Below are 13957 nucleotides of genomic sequence, written 5' to 3'. Positions count from 1 at the left end.
ATCTACAAGGTGGGTAGGCCATGAACATAGTTCGCGAAAACTTGATGACTCGTCCTGGCTACACCCCGTACTGCGGCAACGGTCATTGCAGCATGCCGCGCACCAATTGGACCGGCGAACAGTTCAAGTGCCCCTACTGCAACTGGGTATCGCAATTCCCGGCGAACTTCATCGCTGAGTACAAAGCGAAGTGGCACGCAGCGGTGAAGTCGTGAAGCGGTTCTTCCGGCGCAAGGCCGAAGCCTGGCTGATCCTGCTGGCAGCCAAGATCCTGATCGATCGCAACGTCCAACGCGCAGCAGTGGTATCCCGTCGCGACAACAACGACATGTGGAGCATGGCCGAAAAGCTCGAAGCCATCGCCCAGCGGATCAGCAAGAACTACCCCTAACCCCAATCCCCCTAAATGCCTGCCGGTGCGGTAATTCAGGGCAACTGACTGTCGACCCATCGCTCAGCTGCAGCCATAGCTTCACTCAGCGCCGCTGGGTAGTCGGGCCAAGGCCCCATCAGTTCGGCAGCGACTTCGCCCAGGCCATGAATGGGCGCCGGCTCGATGATCTTGGCAGCGACCGGTGCTTTGTCGTTAGGGCGCCGCCAGACGAACTTGAGAAACATCGTTTGGCCGCGGTACGCGTGCGCAATTGGCGCATCTAGTTGATGTGGCACGCGCCCTCCTGGCGACTGGGTGGGATGAATACCCGTTTTACACCCATCCAAACGACAGAGATATCTAGGCAAAACGCCATTACTCCATTCCCCTACATGCCTGCCGGTGAACGGCGGGCGAGGATAGCTATCGCCATGAACACGGATAGAAATCAACGGCGCCTGCTCGAAAAGCAAAACGCCAAGCTGCCGCCATATCTCCAGCGAGTTCCACCGGATGAGTGGCCACGCTTAAAGCCGCCAGACCTGGTTGAAGTTTGGCGATCGCGCGGCTTTCTCGTCCAGATATACACAGAGCCATCAGGCTACCAACGAATGAGCATCTGCCGGTCCGTCCACAACGGGGATAGCTGGGTTGACCAAGTCACCTGGGATGAGCTGATGCGCCTAAAGCGCGAGTGCGGGCGTGGAGGCCTGGATGCCGTTGAGGTTTTCCCTGCAGATCAGGACATCGTGAATGTCGCGAACATGCGGCACCTGTTCTTTCCGCCAGAACCATTGACCTTTAAGTGGTCTGCGCCTCGATAAATCACTAACCACCTTCTGCCGCCCAGCGCGGCAAGGACACCCCATGTTCGCAACGAAACTCACCCTGATCCTGCTTGGCGCTTTGCTGTACCTGGCCGGCACCGGCTACTGGTTCGCCTGGCTCGGCCCTGACCTGCTCAGCACCGGCACCACCGAGGCGCTACTCGGCGCATTCGCCGGCACCTGTGCCTGGATGCTGATCACCTTCGGCCTGGTCATCCAAATCATCAAGACAGCGCGGCCCACAGCGGGCGGCGGGAGGTAGCTATGTCAAATCGAAGCGCGGCCCAGACTGCGCCAATCCTCCCGCGATTCATCCGGGCCGGTGATGCCTACGGCTACCTCGGCATGTGCCGGGACGAATTCAACAAGACGGTACGCCCTAACGTCCGCGAATTCCCTATTGGAAAACAGGGGGTCGGGTTTGATCGGTTGGAGCTTGACGCATGGGCTGACGCCTACGTCGAGAGTAAGTCGATTGAAAAGGCGACCAATCAAGACAACAATCAGCCCCGCAGCGAGCGCCAGGCGCGGGCCACAGGAGCAGCGCCATGGCCCAAAAAGCAATCACCGGCCTCCAGCAAATGCCGAACGGCATCTGGAAGATCGACAAAAAATACAGAGGAGAGCGAATTCAAGAGAGTACTGGCACTTGTGACCGCGCCGAAGCAGAGCAGTACCTGATCCACAAGCTGGAGAAGTTGCGCCAGCAGAAGGTTTACGGCATTCGGCGGGTTAGGACCTGGCGGGAGGCGGCGACTCGCTTCCTGCTGGAAGTAAAGGATCAGGCGTCCATCCATATTTCGGCGACCTATATGGAGCAGCTCGACCCGTTCATTGGCGATATGCCGCTGACTCACATTGATGACGATGCGCTTGCCCCATATGTACGATCGAAGCTGAACCCGGCGACGGGCAAGCCGGTCACGAACAGGACTGTGAATATCGCGCTACAGCGGGTTATCCGGGTTTTGAACCTCTGCGCACGCAAATGGAGAGATGAGGAGCGCCGACCATTGCTTGATGTGGTTCCGATGATTTCTCTGCTTGATGAGAAGACGAACAGCCGGAAGCCCTACCCGCTTTCGTGGGAAGAGCAGTCGATCCTGTTCGCCGAGCTTCCGGCGCACCTTCAGACCATGGCAATGTTCAAGGTCAACACGGGGTGCCGGGAGCAGGAGGTTTGCAAACTTCAGTGGAATTGGGAGATTGCCGTACCTGAGCTGGGAGCGAGTGTGTTCCTGATACCGGCTGGATTTGGAGGGCGGAGCGCAAGGGCTGGTGTGAAGAACCGCGACGAGCGCCTGGTCGTGATGAATGACGTTGCCAAGTCAGTGATCGAGAAGCAGCGCGGCAAGCATCCGCTCTACGTGTTCCCGTTTGGCAAGCCAGATGGCGAGGGGAATGAAACGACGGTTCACCGCATGAACGACTCAGCCTGGAAGAAAGCGAGGATTCGGGCGGCGAAGAAGTGGCAGGAGAAGTTCTTGCGGCCGGCACATGATGGCTTTGCCAGAATCCGCATTCACGACTTGAAGCACACCTTTGGGAGAAGGCTACGTGCTGCAGGGGTGACAGAGGAGGATCGGAAAGCACTGCTCGGCCACAAGAACGGAAGCATCACCAGCCACTACTCGGCAGCGGAACTGGATCAGCTTATTGCGGCGGCAAACAAGGTATCAGCAACCGACTCGCGCGCACCAGCGCTGACGATTCTGAAAAGGAGGGAAGCGTGAAGAAAAAGGCCAAGGTCACTCGAAAAGTCACTATGGCAGAAACAACAAAGCCGCTAAAAAGCGGCTAAGTCATTGAAAAATATGGTCGGGACGGAGTGATTCGAACACTCGACCCCTAGCACCCCATGCTAGTGCGCTACCGGACTGCGCTACGCCCCGACTAGGCGTGTTACTGGGTTCGCTTCGCAACGAAGCGATCAGGAATATACCGCAAGCTTTTGAAATGTGGAAGTATTTTAAAAGCCGGATTTACTTCTTCAAAACCACCAGCACATCTTCGAGCTCGGAGATCATCTGGCGGATCAGTTGCTTGTACTGAGTGGTGTCGTCCTTGGCTTCATCACCGGACATGCGCTGACGCGCACCACTGATGGTGAACCCTTGGTCGTACAGCAACGCACGGATCTGTCGGATCATCAGCACATCCTGGCGCTGATAATACCGACGGTTCCCGGTGCGTTTGACGGGGTTGAGTTGAGGAAACTCCTGCTCCCAATAGCGCAGCACATGCGGCTTTACCGCACACAGCTCGCTGACTTCACCAATGGTGAAGTAGCGCTTGCCTGGGATGACGGGTAGTTCGTCGTTATGACTTGGTTCCAGCATAAGCCTCAACTCGGGCCTTCAACTTCTGCCCTGGACGAAAGGTGACCACACGGCGAGCCGTGATCGGGATTTCTTCTCCCGTTTTTGGATTGCGGCCAGGCCGCTGGCGTTTGTCCCGCAGGTCAAAATTGCCGAAACCAGACAATTTGACCTGTTCGTTGTCTTCCAGAGCATGGCGGATCTCTTCAAAAAACAGCTCGACCAATTCCTTGGCCTCGCGCTTGTTAAGACCCAGCTCTTCGTACAGACGTTCCGCCATCTCAGCTTTCGTCAAAGCCCCCATACGTCACTTCCTTAACGTGGCGTTTAACCTTTGTTCAAGCGAGGTGAGGATATTTTGTGTCGTGGTATTCACCTCATCGTCATTAAGAGTGCGCGATGGATGCTGCCAGGTCAAGCCGACTGCGAGGCTTTTTCTATGCGGATCAATACCTTTACCCTGATAGACGTCAAATAGCCTGAGGTCCGTCAGCCATTCCCCTGCATTTTCACGGATTACATCCAGAACGGCAGTAGCGGCGACATCGCGATCGGCGATCAGCGCCAAGTCTCGGCGCACTTCAGGGAAACGCGACAACTCGCTGAATTTGGGCATCTTGCCAGTCGCCACTTCAGCCAACACCAGCTCGAATACAAATACCGGGCGATCAAGGCCGAGAGTTTTCGACAGTTCCGGGTGAATCGCGCCGACGAAACCGACCAAACGTCCCTCACGCTCGATGCGCGCAGTCTGACCCGGATGCAGCGCCGGGTGGCTACCCGGAACAAAGGTGAACGCGTCCAACGCACCGGCAAAGCCCAGCACGGCTTCTACGTCAGCCTTAACGTCGAAGAAGTCCACGGCTTCGCGGCCTTGGGCCCAGCCTTCCGGCAACCGGCTGCCACAGACTACACCGGCCAGCATCGGCTCTTGCTCCAAGCCATCCAACTGCCCTACAAAACGCAGGCCACTTTCGAACAGGCGCACGCGATCTTGTTGGCGGTTCAGGTTGTGAGAAAGCGCTTTCACCAAACCTGGCCACAGGGACGAACGCATGGCGGCCATATCGTTGGAGATCGGGTTGGCCAGCAACAGCGGCTCGACGCCTGGATTGAACAGTTCGAACTGCTTTGGATCAATGAAACTATAGGTCACCGCTTCTTGGTAACCACGAGCAACCAGCAGACGACGCAGCTCAGGCAAGTGCGCACGCGCCTCAGCCTTTGGCTGAGGAGCAAGACGAGCTTGCGGGTAACGGACCGGCAAACGGTTATAACCGTACAGGCGCGCCAGTTCTTCGATCAGGTCGACTTCAAGGCTGATATCGAAGCGATGGCTTGGCACCTCTACCTGCCACTGCCCTTCCCCGCCCTTAGCAATGCCAAGGCCGAGGGCTGACAACAACTGCTCGATTTCAGCAGGCTCGATCACCAGGCCAAGCATCTGCTCAACGCTTTTAGCGCGCAGGGTAATCGGCGCCACACTTGGCAGATGCTGTTCGCTGACAGCTTCGGTGATTGGGCCGGCTTCACCGCCGGTAATCTCCAACAGCAGGCCAGTGGCGCGCTCCATGGCTTCACGGGCCAGCTTCCAGTCCACACCGCGCTCGTAGCGGTGCGAAGCATCGGTGTGCAAGCCGTAGGAGCGAGCTTTACCAGCAATGGCGATCTGATCGAAGAACGCACTTTCCAGGAATACGTCGCGGGTGGTCGCGGACACGCCGCTGTGCTCGCCACCCATCACGCCGGCAATCGCCAGCGCGCGAGAGTGGTCGGCGATGACCAGTGTATCGGCGCGCAGGGACACTTCCTGGCCGTCGAGCAGTACCAGCTTTTCGCCTTCTTCGGCCATGCGCACACGAATGCCGCCGTTGATTTCGGCGAGATCAAATGCGTGCAACGGCTGGCCCAGCTCCAGCATCACGTAGTTGGTGATATCGACGGCAGCGTCGATGCTACGGACATCAGCGCGACGCAGACGCTCGACCATCCACAACGGGGTAGGCTTGGACAGGTCGACATTACGGATCACACGGCCCAGATAACGTGGGCAAGCATTCGGTGCCAGCACTTCGATCGGGCGCACTTCGTCATGCACCGCAGGCACGGCAGCCACTACGGGCCGAGTTACCGGCACGTTGTAAAGAGCCCCGACTTCACGGGCCAGACCGGCGAGGGACAGGCAGTCACCGCGGTTCGGGGTCAGATCGACCTCAATGCTGGCATCCTCCAGCTCCAGGTAGACGCGGATGTCCTGACCTACCGGCGCATCGGCCGGCAGCTCCATCAAACCATCGTAACCTTCACCCACCTGCAGTTCCGCCTGGGAACACAGCATGCCGTTGGACTCGACGCCACGCAGCTTGGCCTTCTTGATTTTGAAGTCGCCCGGCAACTCGGCGCCGATCATGGCGAAAGGAATCTTCAGGCCCGGGCGCACATTGGGCGCTCCGCACACAACCTGAAAGGTTTCCGCGCCGTTGCTCACTTGGCACACACGCAACTTATCGGCATCCGGATGCTGCTCGGTGCTCAGCACCTCGCCCACTACCACGCCGCTGAAGACACCGGCGGCCGGCGTAACGCTATCGACCTCAAGACCGGCCATCGACAGACGAGCAACCAGCTCGTCGCGATCTACCTGCGGGCTTACCCAGCCACGCAGCCATTGTTCACTGAATTTCATCCTGCTCTCCTAAAGATTCGTTACGACTAGCGAAATTGCGCGAGGAACCGCAAGTCGTTGTCGAAGAACAGACGCAAGTCATTCACGCCGTAACGCAGCATAGCCAGGCGCTCTACGCCCATGCCGAAAGCAAAGCCCGAGAACTCTTCCGGGTCGATCCCGGACATGCGCAACACATTTGGGTGAACCATGCCGCAGCCCATGACTTCCAGCCAGCCGGTCTGCTTGCACACGCGGCAGCCTTTACCGCTGCACATCACGCACTCCATGTCGACCTCAGCGGACGGCTCGGTGAACGGGAAGAACGAGGGACGGAAACGCACCGCCAGCTCTTTCTCGAAGAACACCCGCAGGAATTCTTCGATCGTGCCTTTAAGGTCGGCGAAGTTGATATAGCGATCGACCAGCAGGCCTTCGACCTGATGGAACATCGGCGAGTGGGTAATATCGGAGTCGCTGCGGTACACACGGCCTGGGCAGACGATGCGGATCGGCGGTTTGTTCGCTTCCATGGTGCGGACCTGTACCGGCGAGGTATGGGTGCGCAGCAGCATATTGGCGTTGAAATAGAAGGTGTCATGCATCGACCGGGCCGGGTGGTGGCCTGGGATGTTGAGTGCTTCGAAATTGTGATAGTCGTCCTCGACCTCAGGGCCTTCGGCAATGCCGTAGCCAATATGGGTAAAGAACTGTTCGATACGTTCCAGAGTCCGGGTGATCGGATGCAGACCGCCCGAGGCCTGACCACGGCCAGGCAAGGTCACGTCAATGGATTCGGCGGCGAGCTTGGCCGCAAGATCGGCCTCCTCGAGCGACGCCTTACGCGCATTGAGAACCTCTGTGACACGCTCCTTGGCAACGTTGATCAGCGCACCGACTTGCGGACGCTCTTCAGCCGGCAAATTTCCCAGGGTCTTCATCACCTGAGTCAATTCACCCTTTTTGCCAAGGTAGTGAACCCGGATTTGCTCCAGGGCATTGATATCTTCAGCGCTTTGCACAGCCTCGAGAGCTTGAGCGACGAGCGCGTCCAGGTTTTCCATGTACAGACTCCAGATGCGAAATAGGGGAAGAGCTTTAAGGCTCTTCCCCTATTTATGACGTTTAACACCTTGGGCTGCAGGAGCAACCCAGGGTGACTGTCGGGGGTACTTAAGCCAAGGTGGCTTTAGCTTTCTCGACAATCGCAGCAAACGCCGCTTTTTCGTTCACTGCCAGATCAGCCAGAACCTTACGGTCGATCTCGATGGACGCTTTTTTCAGGCCAGCGATGAAACGGCTGTAGGACAGACCGTTAACACGAGCACCAGCGTTGATACGAGCGATCCACAGAGCGCGGAACTGACGTTTTTTCTGACGACGGTCACGGTAGGCGTATTGGCCTGCCTTGATTACCGCTTGCTTGGCAACACGGAATACGCGTGAACGCGCGCCGTAGTAGCCTTTAGCAAGTTTCAGAATTTTTTTGTGACGTTTACGGGCAATGACGCCACGCTTTACACGAGCCATGAGTTACTTCCTCTATTCTTGATCCAAAAATTAACGAAGGCGCAGCATGCGCTCGACTTTTGCCACGTCAGACGGATGCAGCAAGCTGCTACCGCGCAGTTGACGCTTACGCTTGGTCGACATTTTGGTCAGGATGTGGCTCTTGAAAGCGTGCTTGTGCTTGATACCGTTAGCAGTTTTCAGAAACCGCTTAGCAGCACCACTTTTAGTCTTCATCTTTGGCATGTTCGGATACTCCGCATTCAGTTGATAAACATAATCAGAAGGCCTGCCGTGCCCTGTTGATTACTTCTTCTTTTTCGGGGCGATGACCATGATCAGCTGGCGTCCTTCCATCTTAGGATGCTGTTCGACCGAACCGTACTCGAGCAGGTCAGCTTCAACCCGCTTGAGGAGTTCCATCCCCAGCTCCTGGTGGGCCATCTCACGGCCGCGGAATCGCAAGGATACCTTGGCCCTATCCCCATCACTCAGGAAACGTACCAGGTTGCGCAGTTTTACCTGGTAATCCCCTTCCTCCGTCCCTGGACGAAACTTGATTTCTTTTACTTGAATCTGCTTCTGGTTCTTCTTCGCCGCAGCAATCTGCTTCTTCTTTTCGAAGATCGATTTGCCGTAGTCCATCACCCGGCAAACAGGCGGGACTGCGTCGGCGGAGATTTCCACCAGGTCCAATTTGGACTCTTCAGCGATACGAAGCGCTTCATCAATCGAGACGATGCCAATCTGCTCGCCGTCAGCGCCAATTAACCGAACCTCGCGTGCCGAGATATTCTCGTTGATCGGGGCTTTCGGTGCAGCTCGTTTATCTTGTCTCATTTCACGCTTAATAATAATTACTCCGAATCTGGGCGACCACGCCGGGAAACCGCTTGCGCGAGGAACTCAGCGAACTGGGCGACGGGCATCGAGCCCAGGTCAGCACCTTCACGAGTACGCACAGCGACAGTCTGCATCTCGACTTCCCGATCTCCGATAACCAAAAGATAGGGAACCTTGAGCAAAGTATGCTCGCGGATTTTAAAGCCGATCTTTTCATTTCTCAAGTCGGACTTGGCACGAAATCCGCTTTCGTTGAGAGTTTTTTCAACTTCGGCGGCAAAATCTGCCTGTTTATCAGTGATATTCATGATCACTGCCTGGGTTGGAGCCAGCCACGCAGGGAATGCACCCTCGTAGTGCTCGATCAGGATTCCGACGAACCGCTCGAACGAACCGAGGATCGCCCGGTGCAGCATGACCGGGTGCTTACGGCTGTTGTCTTCAGAGACGTATTCGGCTCCCAGACGGATCGGCAGGTTAAAATCGAGCTGCAAGGTACCACATTGCCAGACACGGCCAAGGCAATCTTTCAGCGAGAATTCAATCTTAGGACCGTAGAAAGCCCCCTCACCCGGCTGCAGGTCGTATGCAAGGCCCGCACTATCAAGGGCTGCGGCCAATGCTGCCTCGGCGCGATCCCACAGCTCGTCGGAACCGACGCGTTTTTCCGGACGAGTGGACAGCTTCATCTCAACTTCGGTAAAGCCGAAATCACGATAAACGTCCATGGTCAGCTTGATAAACGCCGCCGACTCAGCCTGCATCTGTTCTTCCGTGCAGAAGATGTGAGCGTCATCCTGCGTAAAGCCGCGCACACGCATGATGCCGTGCAGCGCACCCGATGGCTCGTTGCGGTGGCAGGCACCGAACTCCGCCAGGCGCATCGGTAACTCGCGGTAGCTCTTCAAGCCTTGGTTGAACACCTGTACGTGGCATGGGCAGTTCATGGGCTTAATGGCGTAATCGCGGCTTTCCGACTCAGTCGTGAACATGTTGTCGGCGTAGTTGGCCCAGTGTCCGGACTTCTCCCACAGACTACGATCAACCACTTGCGGCGTCTTGATTTCCAAGTAACCGTTTTCGCGCTGAACCTTGCGCATGTACTGCTCAAGCACTTGATACAGGGTCCAGCCGTTCGGGTGCCAGAACACCATGCCCGGCGCTTCTTCCTGAAGGTGGAACAGGTTCAGGCGCTTGCCGATTTTGCGGTGGTCACGTTTTTCGGCTTCTTCGATGCGCTGGATATAAGCGGCCAACTGCTTCTTGTCAGCCCAAGCAGTGCCATAGATGCGCTGCAATTGCTCGTTCTTGGCGTCGCCGCGCCAGTATGCGCCGGACAGCTTGGTCAACTTGAACGACTTGAGGAAACGCGTGTTCGGCACGTGCGGGCCACGGCACATGTCGACGTATTCTTCGTGATAGTACAGACCCATGGCCTGTTCGTCCGGCATGTCTTCCACCAGACGCAACTTGTAGTCTTCGCCTCGAGCGGTGAACACGTCGATCACTTCGGCGCGCGGCGTGACCTTCTTGATCACGTCGTAGTCTTTTTCGATCAGCGCGTGCATGCGCTGCTCGATGGCCGCGAGGTCGTCCGGAGTAAAAGGACGCTCGTAGGCGATATCGTAATAAAAGCCTTCTTCAATGACCGGACCGATCACCATTTTCGCTGTCGGGTACAGTTGCTTGACCGCATGGCCAATCAAGTGCGCGCAAGAGTGGCGAATGATCTCCAGCCCTTCTTGATCCTTGGGCGTGATGATTTGCAGGCTGGCATCGGTGGTGATCAGGTCGCTGGCATCGACCAGCTTGCCGTCGACCTTACCGGCCACGGTGGCTTTGGCCAGGCCTGCGCCAATGGATGCGGCGACCTCGGCTACGGAAACCGGATGATCGAATGAACGCTGACTGCCGTCGGGAAGAGTAATAGTTGGCATGGCGCCTCCTCTCCTAGTGGTGACCCCTACCAAAGGTCACGTGGGTTGGGATGAGCCAGTACAAGATCCAACACCAGGCCGCTCAATGCTGAACGCCTGCCTTACAGCGGCAGGAGCCTTTCGGCCAACCGATAATCGAACCAGAGTGACTGGAGTGAAAAAAAACAACGTGGCCAGGCCGTCTGGAACGCGCCGATAAATAGCCAGGCCGCCGATGCTAGCACAGATGAACGGTCATCGCGCCGCCGCCGCTGCTGGTAACGATAATTTCCAGGCTTTAATAGGTGCAAAAATGAACTTGGGCTGTACGCAGTGCCTCAAACCCATTGAGAATCGCCGTTCGTCCTCGACTCAAAGGAGCATCCCATGATGCGTTTCACCTCGACCCTCGCTCTCGCCGCCTCACTGACCTTCGTTTCCCTTGGCGCTCAGGCTGCGGCTCCATCGAACTGGCCAGCCGGTGCGCGCGATAGTTTCGTCAGCGACTGCAGTGCTGCGGCCAGCCAGAACGTGGACGTCAAAACCGCCAAAGCCCATTGCGAATGTGGCGCGGACAAAATCAACGCGGAATTGAGCACTGCTGAAATCAAGGAATTGATGACCAACCAGAACGCCAGTGCGGAGCTTAAAAACAAAGCTGTAGCGGCTATTTCGTCCTGCAAAGTCGTGAAGAAAAAGTAAGTTCAGTGCCCGTTCACATGGGCGACTGGTTGAAAAAAAGCTCTGAAATCCGCAATTTCTCACAAATTACGCAGGTTTTACGGCTTTTTTTAACAGCCTATATTTAGCGCAAAAGCCCCGTAGATCGGGGCTTTCAGCCTGGCAAAGAGCTAAACGCAACGCTATTGATTAGCAAACAATGCCTTGGGGGGGCTCCCAAGCCGAACATTTCGACTATGATAGCCCGGTGTGCCCAGTTGGCCTGAGCAGCACAGCACTACTGAAAATATATGTTTCTTGGAGATACACCATGTCTAATCGCCAAACCGGCACCGTTAAATGGTTCAACGATGAAAAAGGCTTCGGCTTCATCACTCCTCAAGGTGGCGGTGACGACCTGTTCGTACACTTCAAAGCTATCGAAAGCGACGGTTTCAAAAGCCTGAAAGAAGGCCAAACCGTTTCCTTCGTGGCTGAGAAAGGCCAAAAGGGTATGCAAGCTGCACAGGTTCGCGGCGAGTAATTCTCCGCTGAGCTAAAAAAACCCCGTCCATGTGACGGGGTTTTTTATGGGCACTGCAAAAGCCGATGAGGATCAGCCGCAATTGACCCGCGTGATCACCAAATTGTCATCGGTGTTCAGGTTCAGTCGGTCGGAGCGGTACTCCAGGGTGATCATGTCGTTGGGCTTGAGGATCCGGGCGTTCTGCGCACCGGAGCGCGTCCGAGCCTGTTCCAACAGTTGCGGCGAGGCTTTCTGGCCAATTGTAAATTCGGCAGCCTTCGCCTCACAGCGGCTATGACCGGCATCGGTCACGGCGGCATTTTTGGCTGGCTCAGAGGTACCCGAGGTGCTGCAGCCCGCCAATGCGAGTGCTGCCAACAAAGTACCGAATGATGCGAGCTTCCAAGGCATGAAGCCTCCTATGAATAAAAAATGGACAGAGATCGTGCGACAGCGGTGTGGCGATTTGGTTTCAAGACGTAAACCGTTGAGAAGCAAGTCTGCCTGACTCTCGCCGGGCATTCGCTTGATCAATCGTGACCAGATATGAACGCGATCAGTAGATGTCGATGTAGTCATCCGACGGTTTCGGCCAGTTTTGCCGCAACGCATTGAAAATCTGCGTGACCCAGACTTCATCACTGGCCGCCACGTTACCGACATAACCGGAGCCTTTTGCCCAGGTCTCCAGCCGAAACAGCAACCCGTCGATATCCACACTGCCCACCGCCCGTCCGCTCGAAATATAGGCAAAACCGGTCTTGGTCACCCGTAACTGGGCATGCTCGTCGTCGCTGGCACTGGCCAGCAGTTGGCGTACGGCGGCCAATGTCAGATTTTCGGGGTTATTCAAATCGATATGCACGGAGCGTTTTCCGACTATTAAACAAGCTAACAGTGTCGCACAGCGCGCGCGCGCACCTAAGCCTCATGCCTAAGTATCAGTGCCAAACAGCGTGCAAGATGGTTAACTGCCTCGGCAAAAACCGCGCACCAGCGCGCTGCCCAGTATTTTTTTCTGCCTCGCGAGACCTTCATGACCACCGTAACGCTTCAAGCCGACATCAAAGCCAAATGGCCCTTGGGCCAGAGTTCCTACAGCCCAGGCAGCCCAGAGGAATTGGCAATCATCGGCATCGACCTGCTAGTCAAGGAATTGGGGACCCAGGCCGCGCAAGCATTCATCGGCCAGGTATTCGAAAAATACCCAGCCGATCACATGGGGGCAGATAACCCCGAGCGCGAGTAAGAATCGGCCGGCGAACGCCGACCGATCAGCACGTTACTTCAAGCGCGCCAGGCGTTCGGTCAGCAGATCGAAAAAGCCCTGAGCATCGCCGTTCTCAACCCAGAATGCGTTCTTCGGTTGTTTCAGGCCATCGTACCAATCGACGATGGTCTGGCCGAAGGTCGGGCCTTCACGGCTGTCGACCACAACGTTGACTTCACGCCCGCTGAACAGCGAAGGCTTGAGCAGATAGGCGACCACGGTGGCGTCGTGCACCGGCCCACCGGGAATGCCGTAGTGCTCCATGTCGCCCTTGACGTACTCGTTGAGGATATCGCCGACGATCTTGCTCGCATTGTTCTTGAGGTCGGCGATCCGCTTCAGGCGCGCTTCACTGGTGAGCACCTTGTGGGTGACGTCCAGCGGTAGGTAAGTCAGCTTGACGCCACTCTTGAGCACGATTTCTGCCGCTACCGGGTCGGCAAACAGGTTGAACTCCGCGACCGGCGTAATATTGCCGCCGTTGAAGTGCGCACCGCCCATCACCACCACTTCCTTGATGCCTTGAGTGATTTCCGGGTCTTGGGTCAATGCCAGCGCCAGGTTGGTCTGCGGGCCGAGCATAGCGATGGTGATGCTGTGAGGCTTGGCGGCACGCAGGGTCGTGACCAGGTAATCCACGGCATTGCCTGGCGCGAGGCCCTTTTTGGGCTCGTGCACGGTGACGCCGGAAATACCTTCCTTGCCATGAATGTTCTCGGCATAGATCGGCGTGCGCAACAGCGGTGCTGGCGCACCGGCGTATACCGGAATGTCCTCGCGCCCTGCCCACTCACGGGCCAGCCGGGCGTTACGGGAGGTTTTGTCCAGGCGCACATTGCCGGCGACGGTGGTGAGCGCGCGGATATTCAGCTCCTCAGGAGAAGCCATGGCGAACAGCAACGCCACCACGTCATCGGCGCCCGGGTCGGTGTCGATGATCAGGTCGATTTTTTCCGCCGCCTGGGCGCTTGCTGCAGTGAGTGCGGACAAAAGCAGAACACTCCGAAACAAATTTCTCAGGGTGGGTAGACCACGTTGCATAAAACACTC

At 56.7% G+C, this 13957-nt stretch carries 21 protein-coding genes and 1 tRNA gene; 9 read left to right on the top strand and 13 right to left on the bottom strand.

What is annotated here, in order from left to right; all coding sequences use genetic code 11:
• Positions 1-20 precede the first annotated feature (20 nt).
• A complete protein-coding gene (locus FIV35_RS17530; protein WP_083377799.1) occupies positions 21-215 on the top strand; it encodes a hypothetical protein in 195 nt (64 codons plus the stop codon).
• Positions 212-391: a hypothetical protein gene (locus FIV35_RS17525; RefSeq protein ID WP_083377798.1), complete on the top strand. Its 180-nt coding sequence runs from the start codon at positions 212-214 to the stop codon at positions 389-391. The genes FIV35_RS17530 and FIV35_RS17525 overlap by 4 nt, the downstream gene beginning before the upstream one ends.
• Positions 392-426: 35 nt before the next feature.
• On the opposite strand, the gene FIV35_RS17520 is transcribed toward FIV35_RS17525, so the two are convergent.
• On the bottom strand, positions 427-669 hold the full coding sequence (locus FIV35_RS17520) for a hypothetical protein (RefSeq protein ID WP_083377797.1): 243 nt from the start codon (positions 667-669) through the stop codon (positions 427-429).
• Between FIV35_RS17520 and FIV35_RS30330 the strand changes: the two genes are divergently transcribed.
• Genes FIV35_RS30330 through FIV35_RS17505 form a run of 4 tightly spaced genes read left to right on the top strand, consistent with a single transcriptional unit; the run spans position 661 to position 2933 of the window.
• On the top strand, positions 661-1197 hold the full coding sequence (locus tag FIV35_RS30330; RefSeq protein WP_425543017.1) for a DUF7694 domain-containing protein: 537 nt from the start codon (positions 661-663) through the stop codon (positions 1195-1197). The genes FIV35_RS17520 and FIV35_RS30330 overlap by 9 nt on opposite strands.
• 43 nt (positions 1198-1240) lie before the next feature.
• Positions 1241-1462, top strand: a complete 222-nt coding sequence (locus FIV35_RS17510) for a hypothetical protein (RefSeq protein ID WP_083377796.1) — start codon at positions 1241-1243, stop codon at positions 1460-1462.
• A gap of 2 nt (positions 1463-1464) precedes the next feature.
• A complete protein-coding gene (locus FIV35_RS29910) occupies positions 1465-1881 on the top strand; it encodes a hypothetical protein (RefSeq protein WP_231980910.1) in 417 nt (138 codons plus the stop codon).
• A complete protein-coding gene (locus FIV35_RS17505) occupies positions 1782-2933 on the top strand; it encodes a tyrosine-type recombinase/integrase (RefSeq protein WP_231980927.1) in 1152 nt (383 codons plus the stop codon). The genes FIV35_RS29910 and FIV35_RS17505 overlap by 100 nt, the downstream gene beginning before the upstream one ends.
• Positions 2934-3015: 82 nt before the next feature.
• Here FIV35_RS17505 and FIV35_RS17500 read toward each other — a convergent pair.
• The 9 genes from FIV35_RS17500 to thrS all read right to left on the bottom strand — a co-directional run bounded on the left by FIV35_RS17500 (position 3016) and on the right by thrS (position 10472).
• Positions 3016-3092, bottom strand: a tRNA-Pro gene (locus FIV35_RS17500).
• Positions 3093-3182: 90 nt separating this feature from the next.
• A complete protein-coding gene (locus tag FIV35_RS17495) occupies positions 3183-3539 on the bottom strand; it encodes a MerR family transcriptional regulator (RefSeq protein ID WP_003174972.1) in 357 nt (118 codons plus the stop codon).
• Entirely contained in the window at positions 3520-3822 is a 303-nt protein-coding gene (gene ihfA, locus FIV35_RS17490; protein WP_002553164.1) for an integration host factor subunit alpha, read from the bottom strand. Before ihfA ends, FIV35_RS17495 begins: the two co-directional genes overlap by 20 nt.
• A gap of 3 nt (positions 3823-3825) precedes the next feature.
• Positions 3826-6204, bottom strand: a complete 2379-nt coding sequence (gene pheT / locus FIV35_RS17485) for a phenylalanine--tRNA ligase subunit beta (protein ID WP_034136895.1) — start codon at positions 6202-6204, stop codon at positions 3826-3828.
• 26 nt (positions 6205-6230) lie between these two features.
• Positions 6231-7247: a phenylalanine--tRNA ligase subunit alpha gene (gene pheS, locus FIV35_RS17480; RefSeq protein ID WP_034136894.1), complete on the bottom strand. Its 1017-nt coding sequence runs from the start codon at positions 7245-7247 to the stop codon at positions 6231-6233.
• A gap of 109 nt (positions 7248-7356) precedes the next feature.
• On the bottom strand, positions 7357-7713 hold the full coding sequence (gene rplT, locus FIV35_RS17475) for a 50S ribosomal protein L20 (protein WP_002553161.1): 357 nt from the start codon (positions 7711-7713) through the stop codon (positions 7357-7359).
• 30 nt (positions 7714-7743) lie between these two features.
• Complete coding sequence (gene rpmI, locus FIV35_RS17470; protein WP_002553160.1) at positions 7744-7938, bottom strand: 50S ribosomal protein L35; 195 nt, start codon at positions 7936-7938, stop codon at positions 7744-7746.
• A gap of 60 nt (positions 7939-7998) precedes the next feature.
• The gene (gene infC, locus FIV35_RS17465) at positions 7999-8550 is read right to left on the bottom strand and encodes a translation initiation factor IF-3 (protein WP_169850653.1); all 552 of its coding nucleotides are present in this window, start codon (positions 8548-8550) and stop codon (positions 7999-8001) included.
• Positions 8550-10472 (bottom strand): threonine--tRNA ligase, encoded by a 1923-nt coding sequence (thrS, locus tag FIV35_RS17460; protein WP_034114413.1) that lies wholly within the window; start codon positions 10470-10472, stop codon positions 8550-8552. The genes infC and thrS overlap by 1 nt, the downstream gene beginning before the upstream one ends.
• 366 nt (positions 10473-10838) lie before the next feature.
• Here thrS and FIV35_RS17455 point away from each other — a divergent pair, with 366 nt between their 5' ends.
• Positions 10839-11153, top strand: a complete 315-nt coding sequence (locus tag FIV35_RS17455; protein ID WP_080761387.1) for a hypothetical protein — start codon at positions 10839-10841, stop codon at positions 11151-11153.
• Between the two features lie 289 nt (positions 11154-11442).
• Positions 11443-11655 carry a cold-shock protein gene (locus FIV35_RS17450; RefSeq protein WP_003234260.1) on the top strand — a complete coding sequence of 71 codons (213 nt, stop codon included), beginning with the start codon at positions 11443-11445 and terminating at the stop codon, positions 11653-11655.
• 72 nt (positions 11656-11727) lie between these two features.
• Here FIV35_RS17450 and FIV35_RS17445 read toward each other — a convergent pair whose 3' ends face one another.
• Both FIV35_RS17445 and FIV35_RS17440 read right to left on the bottom strand, forming a co-directional pair.
• Positions 11728-12048 (bottom strand): I78 family peptidase inhibitor, encoded by a 321-nt coding sequence (locus FIV35_RS17445; RefSeq protein ID WP_034099112.1) that lies wholly within the window; start codon positions 12046-12048, stop codon positions 11728-11730.
• Between the two features lie 145 nt (positions 12049-12193).
• The gene (locus tag FIV35_RS17440) at positions 12194-12502 is read right to left on the bottom strand and encodes a hypothetical protein (protein WP_034136893.1); all 309 of its coding nucleotides are present in this window, start codon (positions 12500-12502) and stop codon (positions 12194-12196) included.
• A gap of 171 nt (positions 12503-12673) precedes the next feature.
• On the opposite strand from FIV35_RS17440, the gene FIV35_RS17435 reads away from it, so the two are divergent.
• Positions 12674-12886 carry a hypothetical protein gene (locus FIV35_RS17435; RefSeq protein WP_034099115.1) on the top strand — a complete coding sequence of 71 codons (213 nt, stop codon included), beginning with the start codon at positions 12674-12676 and terminating at the stop codon, positions 12884-12886.
• Positions 12887-12919: 33 nt separating this feature from the next.
• Here the strand turns inward: FIV35_RS17435 and FIV35_RS17430 are convergent, their stop codons facing one another.
• Positions 12920-13948 carry a nucleoside hydrolase gene (locus tag FIV35_RS17430; protein ID WP_034136892.1) on the bottom strand — a complete coding sequence of 343 codons (1029 nt, stop codon included), beginning with the start codon at positions 13946-13948 and terminating at the stop codon, positions 12920-12922.
• Between the last annotated feature and the right edge of the window lie 9 nt (positions 13949-13957).

Source organism: Pseudomonas rhodesiae (assembly GCF_007858255.1).
GTDB classification, from domain to species: domain Bacteria; phylum Pseudomonadota; class Gammaproteobacteria; order Pseudomonadales; family Pseudomonadaceae; genus Aquipseudomonas; species Aquipseudomonas rhodesiae.
This window is presented reverse-complemented; position numbering and strand designations above follow the sequence as displayed.

What these genes read in the sequence shown, in the direction of transcription:
- FIV35_RS17530 (WP_083377799.1), top strand. Translation starts at nt 21, where the DNA reads ATGAACATAGTTCGCGAAAACTTGATGACTCGTCCTGGCTACACCCCG.
- FIV35_RS30330 (WP_425543017.1), top strand. Translation starts at nt 661, where the DNA reads ATGTGGCACGCGCCCTCCTGGCGACTGGGTGGGATGAATACCCGTTTT.
- FIV35_RS17510 (WP_083377796.1), top strand. Translation starts at nt 1,241, where the DNA reads ATGTTCGCAACGAAACTCACCCTGATCCTGCTTGGCGCTTTGCTGTAC.
- FIV35_RS29910 (WP_231980910.1), top strand. Translation starts at nt 1,465, where the DNA reads ATGTCAAATCGAAGCGCGGCCCAGACTGCGCCAATCCTCCCGCGATTC.
- FIV35_RS17505 (WP_231980927.1), top strand. Translation starts at nt 1,782, where the DNA reads ATGCCGAACGGCATCTGGAAGATCGACAAAAAATACAGAGGAGAGCGA.
- FIV35_RS17495 (WP_003174972.1), bottom strand. Translation starts at nt 3,539, where the DNA reads ATGCTGGAACCAAGTCATAACGACGAACTACCCGTCATCCCAGGCAAG.
- ihfA (WP_002553164.1), bottom strand. Translation starts at nt 3,822, where the DNA reads ATGGGGGCTTTGACGAAAGCTGAGATGGCGGAACGTCTGTACGAAGAG.
- pheT (WP_034136895.1), bottom strand. Translation starts at nt 6,204, where the DNA reads ATGAAATTCAGTGAACAATGGCTGCGTGGCTGGGTAAGCCCGCAGGTA.
- pheS (WP_034136894.1), bottom strand. Translation starts at nt 7,247, where the DNA reads ATGGAAAACCTGGACGCGCTCGTCGCTCAAGCTCTCGAGGCTGTGCAA.
- rplT (WP_002553161.1), bottom strand. Translation starts at nt 7,713, where the DNA reads ATGGCTCGTGTAAAGCGTGGCGTCATTGCCCGTAAACGTCACAAAAAA.
- rpmI (WP_002553160.1), bottom strand. Translation starts at nt 7,938, where the DNA reads ATGCCAAAGATGAAGACTAAAAGTGGTGCTGCTAAGCGGTTTCTGAAA.
- thrS (WP_034114413.1), bottom strand. Translation starts at nt 10,472, where the DNA reads ATGCCAACTATTACTCTTCCCGACGGCAGTCAGCGTTCATTCGATCAT.
- FIV35_RS17455 (WP_080761387.1), top strand. Translation starts at nt 10,839, where the DNA reads ATGATGCGTTTCACCTCGACCCTCGCTCTCGCCGCCTCACTGACCTTC.
- FIV35_RS17450 (WP_003234260.1), top strand. Translation starts at nt 11,443, where the DNA reads ATGTCTAATCGCCAAACCGGCACCGTTAAATGGTTCAACGATGAAAAA.
- FIV35_RS17445 (WP_034099112.1), bottom strand. Translation starts at nt 12,048, where the DNA reads ATGCCTTGGAAGCTCGCATCATTCGGTACTTTGTTGGCAGCACTCGCA.
- FIV35_RS17435 (WP_034099115.1), top strand. Translation starts at nt 12,674, where the DNA reads ATGACCACCGTAACGCTTCAAGCCGACATCAAAGCCAAATGGCCCTTG.
- FIV35_RS17430 (WP_034136892.1), bottom strand. Translation starts at nt 13,948, where the DNA reads ATGCAACGTGGTCTACCCACCCTGAGAAATTTGTTTCGGAGTGTTCTG.